The 11414-nt window shown below is 63.9% G+C and carries 12 protein-coding genes and 2 pseudogenes; 9 read left to right on the top strand and 5 right to left on the bottom strand.

Translation table 11 applies throughout. The annotated features are described in order from the left end of the window. Window positions 1–144 precede the first annotated feature (144 nt). A pseudogene (locus tag AIF0345_RS04190) lies at window positions 145–264 on the bottom strand (glucose-1-phosphate thymidylyltransferase); the annotation flags it as partial. Window positions 265–392: 128 nt separating this feature from the next. On the opposite strand from AIF0345_RS04190, the pseudogene AIF0345_RS16800 reads away from it, so the two are divergent. The 8 genes and pseudogenes from AIF0345_RS16800 to AIF0345_RS16640 all read left to right on the top strand — a co-directional run. Further along, window positions 393–1182, top strand: a pseudogene (locus AIF0345_RS16800) (type I phosphomannose isomerase catalytic subunit); the annotation flags it as partial. 357 nt (window positions 1183–1539) lie between these two features. Next, window positions 1540–2247, top strand: a complete 708-nt coding sequence (locus tag AIF0345_RS04200; RefSeq protein ID WP_285297305.1) for an ABC transporter ATP-binding protein — start codon at window positions 1540–1542, stop codon at window positions 2245–2247. 2 nt (window positions 2248–2249) lie between these two features. Continuing rightward, window positions 2250–3023, top strand: coding sequence for an ABC transporter permease (locus AIF0345_RS04205; protein ID WP_285297888.1), 774 nt, complete (start codon window positions 2250–2252; stop codon window positions 3021–3023). Next, the gene (locus tag AIF0345_RS04210; RefSeq protein ID WP_285297307.1) at window positions 3020–3703 is read left to right on the top strand and encodes a hypothetical protein; all 684 of its coding nucleotides are present in this window, start codon (window positions 3020–3022) and stop codon (window positions 3701–3703) included. The genes AIF0345_RS04205 and AIF0345_RS04210 overlap by 4 nt, the downstream gene beginning before the upstream one ends. Window positions 3704–3798: 95 nt before the next feature. Then, a complete protein-coding gene (locus AIF0345_RS16630; RefSeq protein WP_353962062.1) occupies window positions 3799–3936 on the top strand; it encodes a lasso RiPP family leader peptide-containing protein in 138 nt (45 codons plus the stop codon). 423 nt (window positions 3937–4359) lie between these two features. Further along, the gene (locus AIF0345_RS04215) at window positions 4360–5811 is read left to right on the top strand and encodes an asparagine synthase-related protein (RefSeq protein WP_285297889.1); all 1452 of its coding nucleotides are present in this window, start codon (window positions 4360–4362) and stop codon (window positions 5809–5811) included. Then, window positions 5741–6070, top strand: a complete 330-nt coding sequence (locus AIF0345_RS16635; protein WP_353962063.1) for a PqqD family protein — start codon at window positions 5741–5743, stop codon at window positions 6068–6070. The genes AIF0345_RS04215 and AIF0345_RS16635 overlap by 71 nt, the downstream gene beginning before the upstream one ends. Before the next feature lie 31 nt (window positions 6071–6101). Continuing rightward, entirely contained in the window at window positions 6102–6530 is a 429-nt protein-coding gene (locus AIF0345_RS16640; protein WP_353962067.1) for a lasso peptide biosynthesis B2 protein, read from the top strand. A gap of 16 nt (window positions 6531–6546) precedes the next feature. On the opposite strand, the gene AIF0345_RS04220 is transcribed toward AIF0345_RS16640, so the two are convergent. The 3 genes from AIF0345_RS04220 to rfbA form a co-directional block, all read right to left on the bottom strand. Continuing rightward, window positions 6547–7239: a response regulator gene (locus tag AIF0345_RS04220; protein WP_285297309.1), complete on the bottom strand. Its 693-nt coding sequence runs from the start codon at window positions 7237–7239 to the stop codon at window positions 6547–6549. 21 nt (window positions 7240–7260) lie between these two features. Next, on the bottom strand, window positions 7261–8010 hold the full coding sequence (locus tag AIF0345_RS04225) for a sensor histidine kinase (protein WP_285297311.1): 750 nt from the start codon (window positions 8008–8010) through the stop codon (window positions 7261–7263). Window positions 8011–8208: 198 nt separating this feature from the next. Then, the gene (gene rfbA / locus AIF0345_RS04230; protein WP_285297313.1) at window positions 8209–9102 is read right to left on the bottom strand and encodes a glucose-1-phosphate thymidylyltransferase RfbA; all 894 of its coding nucleotides are present in this window, start codon (window positions 9100–9102) and stop codon (window positions 8209–8211) included. A 123-nt stretch (window positions 9103–9225) separates the two neighbouring features. Between rfbA and manA the strand changes: the two genes are divergently transcribed. After that, the gene (gene manA / locus AIF0345_RS04235) at window positions 9226–10419 is read left to right on the top strand and encodes a mannose-6-phosphate isomerase, class I (RefSeq protein ID WP_043561834.1); all 1194 of its coding nucleotides are present in this window, start codon (window positions 9226–9228) and stop codon (window positions 10417–10419) included. A 97-nt stretch (window positions 10420–10516) separates the two neighbouring features. Here the strand turns inward: manA and AIF0345_RS04240 are convergent, their stop codons facing one another. Continuing rightward, entirely contained in the window at window positions 10517–11272 is a 756-nt protein-coding gene (locus AIF0345_RS04240) for a TIGR03089 family protein (protein WP_285297315.1), read from the bottom strand. Window positions 11273–11414: the final 142 nt, after the last annotated feature.

Below are 11414 nucleotides of genomic sequence, written 5' to 3' on the forward strand. Positions count from 1 at the left end.
TCCGTTCATCTTTCGTTCCGATTCGGGTGCGTTCAAATGTAGATAATGAATCGAGGAAAATGAACAGAAAGTGGGGGGTGTCACCCTGCGGCCGTACACGGCCCGTCGGCGCCCCGGCCGGGACGGCCTGCTCGGGCGGCCCGGTCACCCCCGCCCGCGGTCCAGCAGCCCCAGCAGGTAGGTCCCGTAGCCGGACTCGGCCGGCGACTCGGCCCGGGCGCGCAGGCCGTCGTCGGCGGTGAAGCCCATGCGCCAGGCGGCCTCTGCGTCCTATGAAGACCCGTGCGGGCGCCTCCTCGCCGCCTCGGCCGTGCCCACCTGCACCCAGCCGTGACCCCTTCCTGCGCTCCTGGAGGGGCTGCGGGCTGTGCGGTGTGCGCCTATGGAATCCCTTGGAATCCCTCGGGCCCGCCCGCCGGCGCTATGACCGGGGGTCGAGCACGGTGGTCCCCGAGCCGCTGGGGAGCCGGCCCGACGACGATCCCTGGGCCGAGGCCTGGTGAGGCTTGGTACGGCACCCACCCGGCGGGGCGCACCCCGGTCAGCGACTGCGGCGCGATCCACTCCTCCAACGGCACCCACCCGGCGGGGCACACCCGCCTGGCCGACGGCGTAAGCCCGGCCGCACTCATCGACTCCGGCCCCCAGCACCTTCTGGGCGAGGACGTCGTGCGGCGCTTCGGCGCCCGGCTGCCCTGCCTGCTCACGATCATCGCCCCCCAGCGGGCGCTGTCCCCCCAGGTACGCCCGGCCTGGGTCAGGCCGCCGACGGATACGCCCGCGAGAACGAGGCCGGCCCGGCCCTGGAGGACCCCGAGCGCAGATACAGGGACGCCGGCCACAAGCCCGAGACGGTCCTGGCTCTCACCCGCTTCGAGGCGGTAGCCGGACTCCGGGCTCCGCGCCGCGCCGTGGAGGTCCTGTCGGGCCTCGACTCGGCGCCGGCCCACCGCATGCGCCGCACCCTGCGGCTGAACCCCACCCGATTCGGCATCCGACAGGTCCTCACCGATCCTCACCGACCTGGTCGGCGCCCAGACCCGCCCCAGCGGCCAGGAGACCGGGGAGCTGGTGGCGCAGATCGCCGCCCGCTATGAGGACGGGGCCTCGCCCTCACGGCGGGTGGACGCCAACGCCGTGGCCGGCGCACGCACCCTTCCCACCGACCCGGGCATCGCCGCCTTGAGCTCGCAGTAGTCTGCCCAGTGGCGGCCCCCTCGTTCCAGGCAGGCATGATGACCAGTGTTCGTGGCGCTGCGCTCGAGGTAGTGCGGGGCATGGGGCTCCTCAGAGCGGGGGCGCTGGCCACTCCAACGCTCTCACCGGGGCCTCATGGACGCGGTGCTTCCGCGATGTCGAGAACCGATGGCTGACAGATCCTGTTGTTAACGTCTCAACCGAATCATGGGTCGGGAGTCCAATGGTCTGCTGACAAGGCACATTGACGGGCTCCACCCGTGGGCCCGTGGGCCCATGCGTCGAAGTGAGTCACCCTGACGTCCGATGTACACCTTCCATGTTGTTTGCGAGACTGTGATCATGGTTGTGATCAATGACGTCGTGAAAAGACATGGGAGGCGGACCGTCCTTCATCACGTGTCCTTCACGGCGGCGTCGGGCAGGGTGACGGGCTTCGTGGGCCCCAACGGCTCGGGGAAGTCCTCGACGCTGCGTATCCTGCTGGGGCTGGATAGGCCTAGTTCCGGGACAACGAGCATCGGTGGGATGAATTATCGGGCGTATCGGTACCCGTTGCGCATCGTGGGTTCAATGCTGGACGGTCCTGGTGCCCACCCGATGCGCTCGGCTCGAGCTCATCTTAGTTGGGTCGCGACCAGCAATAAGATACCCGTTAGGCGAGTACCTGAGGTTCTTGAGCAGGTGGGGCTGAGCGGCGCGGAGAATCAGCGCATCGGAACATACCCGTTGGGAATGGGGCAGCGCCTAGGACTTGCCACTGCCCTGTTGGGCAGTCCCGAGTACCTCGTCCTGGATGAGCCCGTGAATGGGCTGGATCCCGAAGGGGTGCGTTGGATGAGGAGCCTGCTGAGAGAGCATGTCGATATGGGTGGAACAGTTTTGCTCTCGAGCCACCTGATGTCTGAGCTGGCTGAGATTGCAGATGATATCGTGGTCATATCGCAGGGCCGCATCACCGCGGCTGGAGCACTTGCAGATATCACCAGGGGGTACTCCGACCTGGAGTCCGCCTTCTTCGCCCACACGAAGAGCGGTGCCTTGGTATGATGATGGTAAGGGCTGAGCTAAAGAAGTTGTGCACCCTGACGTCGATCTGGGCGGCAACCGTGAGCTGCATTCTGGTTCCTGTTGGCCTGGCCGCGCTCAGTGCGCGCGCGGCGCATCGTGCCCTCAGCGCCGGGGGGCAAAGAGGGCTGCTGAGCACATCTACCGTCGATGCAGGATTCGGGCATCTGATTTTTGGCACTATCGGTGTGGTGGTGATCGGCGTGATTATCATGTCGAGCGAGTACGCAAGAAATGCTCAGAAAGTCGGGCGATCGAGGCAGCTGACGACTACCATGGTCGCAGCGCCTCGGCGATTTCGGGCAGTGACTTCGAAAATCGTCGTGCTGTGCATGTGGGTGATCGTGACTTCCGTTGTGGCGACGGCAGTGACGATTATTACGTCACGGCGCATACTCGGAGAGTACGCTAGCCCACTGGATGGGACATGCTGGCGGCGCGTCGCTGGAGTGTCAGTGTTCTGGGTGATGATGGCATTGATTTCCTGCGCCTTCACGGCGGTGACCCGGAGTGGTGTGCTGCCGTTAGCTGTTCTTCTCGCGAACAGCACGGTCCTCTCATTCAGTCGTCTTCTCTCGCTGGTTACCGATTCGGCTAGGTATCTACCGGACACGGCGGCGCTCAGTACGTTCTTGGTGGAGTCTCCTGTAACGAACGCCGTGGACGCGGCAACCGGTTTCTATTTATGTGCGGCATGGGCTCTACTGGCGGTAGTGATTATTGTCGTGAGTTGGGTGACGAGGGATGTGCAGTCATGAGCACTGTAGCTTCCGAGTTCAAGAAGATCGTCTCCGTGCCGGTGACATGGGCGGTCTTCGTGTGTACTATCGTATTTTCTGTAACAGTCTCGCTGGTGTTCGAGTCTCGGTTTGGAGATCAGGGGCGGATGGTAGACCTGGATATTCTGAAAACGATTCCTGACTATATCGCGATCGGCTTTGTTGCGCTCGGGACTGTTCTCAGTGGTCAGGAGTACCAAGGGGGGCAGATATATACCACTATTTCTGCGGTACCGCAACGATCGATCCTGGTGACGGCCAAAATTGCGCTATTCTCGGTGGTGCTTTTTCTGCTGGGGCTGGCCTCGATGTCGGCTGCCTCTGCCGTAATCCTGGAAAAGGTCAGCGGGGAGGCTGTACGTATTGTGTGCTATAGCAGCATCCATCTTGCAGTTATGGGCATGCTTCCGGCGCTGCTGGCGTTCCTGGTAAGAGCCGTTGTGCCGACACTCAGTGTAAGTTTGGTGTTGCTGGTGGTGGCTCCCCCGGTGTTAATGCCGTTGACGGACTGGGTCGAGTGGCTGCCGTCGCAGGTTAGTGCGGATCTGTTCCTGAAGAGTGATCTCTCCTATGAGGCTTCTTCTGTCGCTGTGCTTACATCCTGGATCATGGGTATCGGGTGTGCTGGCGTCGGGCGTTTCGTCTATGGTGATTCATGAGCGGGCGGGGTTCAAGAAAGGGGGAGAGGACCTCGTCGGTCATTCTTCTGCTGATCTGAGCAGATGATCAGCGGTGTTCCTGTCCTGGGAAGGAGGTGAGAACGTTGTCACACATTTCATACACGGCGCCTAGGATGGTGGTGCTCGGAGACTTCTCCGACGTCACTCGGTGCCTGTGGTGGGGGGATTGTCGGGATTTTCTCGGCTGCGGACTTGCTCCCATCTGCATCTGACATGAGGAGAACCTGATAGTGTTCGGTGGGGGTGCGTATGATGTAGTCATATGCGCACCCCCACCGAGCGGAGGCTAGGAGAGATTGGTGGCACGGTACGGTATCCTGATCCTGGAGGATGGCGATAGCAGTGACCCATGTATTCCTGATGGATTCATCGCGTTGTCTCGTTACAGCTCGGGACGCCCGTGCGTGACTGCTTTTAGTCGAACGAGCGACTACTCAGTTGCAGATGAGCGGATTGGGAAGCTAGTCGTTTTCGGTGATCATGGTGTGCGGGAGCGCATCAAGACGTTGTTCCGCTCTGCGGCCGATATCGAGGTCTTCAGTCGAGAGGTCTGTGAGATCGGTGGTCGTTGGGTCGCTGTTACACATCATGAAAAAGTGATCTACTGCCATCAGCCTTTCTTGACCAGGGATCCCATGTTCTGGAGTGTGCGTGGGCGGGGGAGGATCGCGTCAACTGATCTTGGTCGTCTCGTTCAGGGGTGTGGCACCTCGGATCTGAATACTGTTTCACTGGCACTTAGTGTGACGCCTCTGGGCGCTCCCTGGCCATTCAATAGAACCACCATCTGGAACGGAGTGAATAGAGTATCGGTCGGAGAGAGGCTGGAAATTCGGGGTAGCGGTGTTAAAGTAACGCGGGTTTGGCACCTCCCTGAGACATGCGCCGATCGCGATCAGGTGGTGCACGACTTGTCGAGCCTGCTTCCGGCCGTCGTTTCCACCTTGGTAGGGAGCGATGATCGCGTGGGAGTCGATTGTTCCGGGGGTCTCGATTCAACAGCGGTTGTATATATGCTGCATCACTGCGCGTGTAATATCGATGCCTATCATTATGTTGCATCTGATCCGAGCAACGAGGACCATGTGTGGGCCTCCCGGGTTCTAAGCGACATCGCCATTAAGCCTCGTCTCATCGGCAATGAGATCGCGAATATTTTCTTTCGCTCAGATGTAGAGGTTGAGGAGCCGGAGACTGGGGGCCCCTTCCTCTGGGGTGCGGGACGCATGTATCTGCGGGCCGTTGCGAAATCCAGTACAGATAACGGTGTGACGAGTCACTTCACCGGTTTTGGTGGAGATGAGCTGTTCACCTCTATGCCGGCCCAGCTGTGGTCGCACTATCAGAGATATGGTTTCAGTTCCCTGTTGACTTTAAGGCGTGCTGCTAAGAGAAATAGGGTAAAGCTTGTCGACCTGTATTCTGAGGCCCGGAGCGCCACGCCATTTCATTCAGACCTTCTTGAGTCCTGGACGTTTAGCGGAGGGAGATCTGCCGTTGATCTTTCCTGGGGGAACGCGATGGAAATTCCTGACTGGGTTCACCATGATGCTCTCCAGGCCGTTGGGGAGGCAGTCCGTCTTCTTTACGATCAGGAGATACAGCCGCTTTCGCCTGATCGGGCTCGGCATCAGGCTCTCGCTTCACTCTCATACGAGGCTGAGTTGTTAGATCAAATATCAAGCAGATTTGGACGCGATGTGGTCGAATGGCAGTCGCCATTTCTGGACTGTGAAGTGGTGCTGGCGTCCCTGATGCTCGATGTGGGCGACCGGACCGAGGCCGGCAGAGGTAAGTCTTTGCTCAAGGACTCCATGAGGGGGATGGTACCTTCATCCGCATTGGAGCGAAGAAACAAAGGAGACTACAGCATGGAGCTGTATAGGGCGATGGAGGCGAACCGAGAGAGTTTGCGCAGTTATTTTGACGAGTGTTACCTGATGGACCTCGGTATTGTTGATGCGGATAGGCTGAGGCGGGCGGTGCTGTCGGGCGTCAATGATACTGCTGAGCTCCATGCTATTCAGTCCACGCTTGAGGTGGAAAGATGGTTACGTAACATGGGTTCTCGGCATCCGGGGGTGTGAGGTGCGGCTTGCTGAAGGCATTATTCTCAGTCACGTAGACGACGGGGCAATCGTTTTGGACTCGAATAGGGGGGTTTATTTCCGCTTGAACCGCACTGCGTCCTCTGTCCTGGAGATGTTGTTGTCTGGACTGTCGAAGGAGGAGACGGCTAAGAGAATATCTGTCAGCATGGAGGCTGACGAGGGGGAGGTTCTTAATGATGTCGACTCTATAGTCGCACAGATGTCAGAGGCGAGTTTTTTTGTCGGGGGTGACTGATGTGGCCATTCCGGTCGGGCCTGAGGCGTCGGTGAGGATTACTCTTTCGGAGAGAGCGAGGGCGCTATTCGCTGTAGGCGCGGGGTCGTTGGTTGCTCGTATGAGCCCGCGAAGGATCTGTAACTTTCTTGAATGGGTCGGGAGAAAGAGTGATCCAGCGGACGCGGTGCAGGCTGGAAGGGCCAGGTATGCGGTTTGTGCTGTCAGTGCGAGATGTTCGGGGATGGGGTGTCTGCTCCGCTCCGTGTCGGCCTTCATCTATTGTCGGTGTCAGGGAACGTCCCCTGATTGGTGCAGCGGGTTCCGCACCGCGCCATTCGCCGCTCATGCATGGATTGAGGTCGATGGCTGTCCGGTTGGGGAGCCTGGATCATTGTCCTCGTTTGTCACTGTACTCTCCGTGAGGCCACATCGCCATGATGCGGAGAGATACGGGATGGGTGAGGGGACGGGAGCCTAGGTCTTCTGCCATGGGGTTATGTCTGGTTCTTCCTGATGTTCGTCTGAGAGCGTCGTGGTTGGACCAGGCCGCCTTCGTAGGCGGCCACTACCAGTTGCGCCCTGTCGCGGGCTTCAAGGTTCTTCAGTAGTGCTGCGACATGAGATTTCAGTGTGGAGTGCGTGATATGCAGGGTGGCTTCGATCTCCGCGTTGGACATTCCGGTGGCGATGAGCGCCAGGACCTCGGCCTGGCGAGGGGTCAGTTCTTCTTCGATGCTTGTCGGGGCATGGGTGGAGGGAGGCTGCGCTAACGCCAGGGATAGTGCCTCTGAAGGGAGGACCGAGTGTCCCAGGTGTAAGGAGCGCACTGCATTGATGACCTCTTCCGGTGGTGCATCTTTAGTTATGTACCCCACCGCACCATTGCGTAGAGCCTGGACAACCTTTTGGTCTTCGCTGAAGACCGTGAGCATGCACACCTTCGTCCCTGTGACAGAGGGGTGCAGGTGGATTCTTCTAGTGGCCTCCACCCCATCGATCTCACCCGGCATGCGGATATCCATCAGTATGACATCAGGTTTGAGCCGGAGGGCATCCTTGATCGCATCCGCTCCGCAACCGGACTCGCCAACTACCTCGATGCCTCCGCTGCTCTCCAGTATGGTGGTGAGCGAGCGGCGCAGCAGCAGCTGGTCGTCAACGATGAGAACTCTGTTTCTTTTTCCCATCAGTTTCCCATCAGTTTCCCGTCAGTCGTCCTGGGGGTCGGGGATGACTGCATCGACAATGTACCCGTTCGACGTCTCGCCTGAACTGATGCTCCCCCCGAGTGAGTTGCACTTCTTTTGCAGCAGGAGCAGCCCGATCCCGGCGCCGGGTGAGGCGGGCGGCGCGGGCTCGGGGGTTTCGTTGCGTATGATGATGCGGATGTTCTCGTTTTCTCTGCTAATTCTCACCTCAGTGGGTGCGCCGCCGGCGTGCCGCAGGACGTTCATGAGAGACTCGTGTACCACCAACGATGCGGCTTCTTCCGCCTTCCTGCTGCGAAAGGCTGTTGTGTGTTTGACTGCCAGGCTGACACCGGAGGCGCTAGCCTGCGCATAGATCTGCTGCAATGGCGCGGTAGGTACCGGGACGTGGGTGCTGGATTGCAGTAGGGCCAGGAGCCGGCGCATCTCCCGGGCGGCGGCGCGGCTGTCCGCCTCTATCGTTCTGAGTGCAACGCGCGGATCGGATTCGTCCGCGAGCAGGCATGCGCTCGCCTGAGTTGCGATAGAGGCGATACGGTTCGAGATGATGTGATGTAGGTGCTCAGTGAGACTGAGTCTGTCCTGATGGACAGCATCCGCGATCGCCTGATCCCGACGGCGTCGTTCCATGGCCTTCCGGGTCCTGCTTCTGATCAGCAGCGCCAGTGAGACGACGGCTAGCGATGCGATCAGTACGTACGGCGTTATGCCATAATGGGCGGACTCGGGTCCGCAGGCGACAACCACCATGACGCCGACAAATATAGCCGTTAACGTCGCTGCGCTGTTGATCCTGGCTCTCGTCCCGGTCATTGCACGTGTACACCTGCTCGATCGGGGTAGAGCGACCTCTCGGCAGACGTGCGGATCAGGTTGGCGGTGGCTGCTCCCCCTGCGCGGTTATCGTCCACCATGTCGCCGTCCATGCCGGTCAGTGCGGCGGGTGTTTCAGGACCGGCCGGCGCCGTGGCCGCGCTGGGAGCGGGCCAGGATGTCCAGGAGGTACTGGCCGTAGCCGGACTTGGCCAGCGGCTCGGCCCGGGCGCGCAGGCCGTCGTCGTCGATGAAGCCCATGCGCCAGGCGGCCTCCTCCGGGCAGCCGATGGTCAGACCCTGGCGGTGCTGGATGGTGCGCACGAAGCCGGTGGCGTCGGCCAGGGAGTCGAAGGTGCCGGTGTCCAGCCAGGCGGTGCCGCGGGGGAGGACCTCCACCTTCAGGCGCCCGGCGTCCAGGTAGGCGCGGTTGACGTCAGTGATCTCGTACTCCCCGCGGGCCGAGGGCTCGAGGGCCCTGGCGATGCCGACGACGTCGTTGTCGTAGAAGTACAGCCCGGGCACGGCGTAGTCGCTCTTGGGCCGGGCGGGCTTCTCCTCGATCGAGATCGCCTTGAAGTCGGCGTCGAACTCCACCACGCCGTAGGCGGTGGGGTCGGCGACCTGGTAGGCGTAGACGACGCCGCCGTCGGGGCTGGTGTGGCGGCGCAGCCGGGTGCCCATGCCGGGGCCGTAGAAGATGTTGTCGCCCAGGACCAGGGCGACGCTGTCGGAGCCGATGAAGTCGGCCCCCAGGACGAAGGCCTGGGCCAGGCCGTTGGGGACCTCCTGGACCGTGTAGGACAGGTTGACCCCCAGCTGGGAGCCGTCGCCGAGCAGGCGGTGGAAGCCGGAGGCGTCGTGCGGGGTGGTGATGACCAGGACGTCCTGGATGCCCGCGAGCATGAGGGTGCTCAGCGGGTAGTAGATCATCGGCTTGTCGTAGACCGGCATGAGCTGCTTGGAGGCGCCCAGGGTGATCGGGTTGAGTCGCGTGCCGGAGCCTCCGGCCAGAATGATGCCCCGCATGGCCCCAAGTATGGCCCATGTGCGCCGCGGTCGTCGAGACGGCCGCCGCGGCGCGCGGGCCGACTGCGGCGCGTCCCCGGCGCGTCCTCGGCCCGCGGCGGGTGATGGGCTAGCGTGCCTGTCGTGGAACGACTCATTGGCGCACGCCAGACCTATGGCTGGGGCTCGGCGGCGGCCATCCCCGAGCTGCTCGGCGAGCTCTCCGACGACCGTCCCTGGGCCGAGCAGTGGTACGGGGCCCACCCCTCCGGGCCCACCGCCCTGGTCGGCCGCCCCGGCACCCTGGCCGATCTCATCGACGCCGATCCTCAGCGGCTGCTGGGCGAGGACGTCGTGCGGCGCTTCGGCGAGCACCTGCCCTTCCTGCTCAAGCTCATCGCCCCCGAGCGGGCGCTCTCGCTGCAGGTCCACCCCTCCCTGGACCAGGCGATCGAGGGGTTCCGGCGCGAGAACGAGGCGGGCCTGGCGCTGGACGACCCCGACCGCTCCTACAAGGACGCCAACCACAAGCCCGAGATGGTGCTGGCCCTGACGCGCTACGAGGCCGTCGCGGGCTTCCGCGCCCCTCGCCGGGCCGCCGAGGTCCTCTCGGGACTCGACTCGGCCCTGGCCCACCGCATGCGCCGCACCCTGCGGCTGAACCCGACCCGCTTCGGCATCCGCCAGGTCTTCTCCGACCTCGTCTCCACCGGGACCCGTCCCACGGCCGTGGAGATCAATGCGCTGGTGGCGGAGATCGACGCGCGCCTCGAACGGGGGTCCTCCCCCTCCCGGCGCGCGGACACCAACGCCGTGACCATGGCCCGGGCCTTCCCGGGCGACCCGGGGGTGGCGGCGGCGCTGCTGCTCAACCCCGTCACCCTCCACCCGGGCGAGGCCCTCTTCGTGCCCGCGGGCAGCGTGCACGCCTACATCAGCGGTCTCGGCGTGGAGATCATGGCATCCTCCGACAACGTGCTGCGGGCGGGGCTGACGACCAAGCACGTGGACGTGCCCGAGATGCTCGCCTGCGTGGACTACGTGGCCGCCCCGCCGGTGCGCCCGGCGCCGGAGTACCTCTCCCGCGCCACCCGCGCCTACTACGCCCCTGTGGACGACTTCGAGCTGCTCGTGACCACGGTCGTCCCCGCCGACGGCCGGATGCAGGTGCCCGGGCGCGGGCCCCGGATCGTGCTGGCCGTCGAGGGGACGACGACGGTGACCACTCCCGCCGGCCAGGCGGCCCTCGGGCGCGGCCAGGCCCTGTTCGTCGGCGCCGACGAGCGCGTGCTCGCCGTCGAGGGGGACGGCGTCGTCGTCCAGGCCGACGTTCCCTGAGGCCCGATGACTGGGTCCGGGTGCTCGTCCCCGTCCGGCCGCGAGGACCGGACGGAACCGGCCCCGGAACCGGCCCCGGAGCCGCCCGTGCCGCCCATCAGGCCCCCGGTCCGGCTCCGACGGCCCCCTCCTGGCGCGCGGCGGCGGCGAGCAGGGCGGCGTCGGCGTCGGGGGAGACGAGCACCGCCGTGAGACCGGCCCGCCAGGCGGCCAGGACGCCGAGCACCGCCCGCTCGGTCGTCTCCTGCCTGATCAGGAGCGCCCGGGCGCCGGCCGCGAGCGCCGCCTCGGCGCCGGCGCCCGGGCGGCCCTCGGCCAGCGCGTCCCGGCTCACCGTGCGCGCCCCGCCGTCGCCGACGACCCTGAGGGCGGGCTCGGAGCCGCCCGTCGGGGCGGCCGGGAAGCGGTCCGCGAAGGGCATGACGTCGGCGATCCCGTCGAGCACCAGCGGCGGGAGGGCTCCTGGCCAGCGCGTCGCGAGCGACCCCATTGTCACAAGTACCTGAACGTCCGCTGAGGGAAACAACCAACGAATCCTGAATGCGACCGACATGACGGGGGCTTCACTTAGTAGGTTTTCTACAAAAATGTCGTTGCTTTCGAGCAGCACAGGTGTGGCGCCGGCCACCCACGCGCCTGCGCACCAGGTCACCGCCCGCCAGTGCGGGCTCATTCCCAGGTGCACGTCGGCGCCGGGGCCGGCCTCGGCGGTGACGAAACCTGCGCACTTGGCGTGCCACATGCTCAGGACGTGTCCGGTCAGCTCGATGCGCTCGCCGGGGGCGTACCACACCAGCCAGGGGCGCGAGGAGTCCGAAGTGGAGGGCAGGACCCGGATCAGCGCGTCGGTCATGGGCCGATTCAAGCAAAAAGGGAGCGCGGTTCAAGCGGGCGCGCCCTCTGGGGCGCCACCGGCTCGCGGCGGCCCGGCCCCGGGCGGCGCGGCGGCCTCGGGGGCGGGCGGCCGGAGGGGCGCTGGACGGGGCGCCGCCGGT

It is taken from the genome of Actinomyces israelii (assembly GCF_030253495.1).
GTDB classification, from domain to species: Bacteria; Actinomycetota; Actinomycetes; order Actinomycetales; family Actinomycetaceae; genus Actinomyces; species Actinomyces israelii.

Coding starts and splice junctions, on each gene's coding strand:
- AIF0345_RS04200 (WP_285297305.1), top strand. CDS start 1,540: ATGGTTGTGATCAATGACGTCGTGAAAAGACATGGGAGGCGGACCGTC.
- AIF0345_RS04205 (WP_285297888.1), top strand. CDS start 2,250: ATGGTAAGGGCTGAGCTAAAGAAGTTGTGCACCCTGACGTCGATCTGG.
- AIF0345_RS04210 (WP_285297307.1), top strand. CDS start 3,020: ATGAGCACTGTAGCTTCCGAGTTCAAGAAGATCGTCTCCGTGCCGGTG.
- AIF0345_RS04215 (WP_285297889.1), top strand. CDS start 4,360: ATGTTCTGGAGTGTGCGTGGGCGGGGGAGGATCGCGTCAACTGATCTT.
- AIF0345_RS16635 (WP_353962063.1), top strand. CDS start 5,741: ATGCTATTCAGTCCACGCTTGAGGTGGAAAGATGGTTACGTAACATGG.
- AIF0345_RS04220 (WP_285297309.1), bottom strand. CDS start 7,239: ATGGGAAAAAGAAACAGAGTTCTCATCGTTGACGACCAGCTGCTGCTG.
- AIF0345_RS04225 (WP_285297311.1), bottom strand. CDS start 8,010: ATGGTGGTTGTCGCCTGCGGACCCGAGTCCGCCCATTATGGCATAACG.
- rfbA (WP_285297313.1), bottom strand. CDS start 9,102: ATGCGGGGCATCATTCTGGCCGGAGGCTCCGGCACGCGACTCAACCCG.
- AIF0345_RS04240 (WP_285297315.1), bottom strand. CDS start 11,272: ATGACCGACGCGCTGATCCGGGTCCTGCCCTCCACTTCGGACTCCTCG.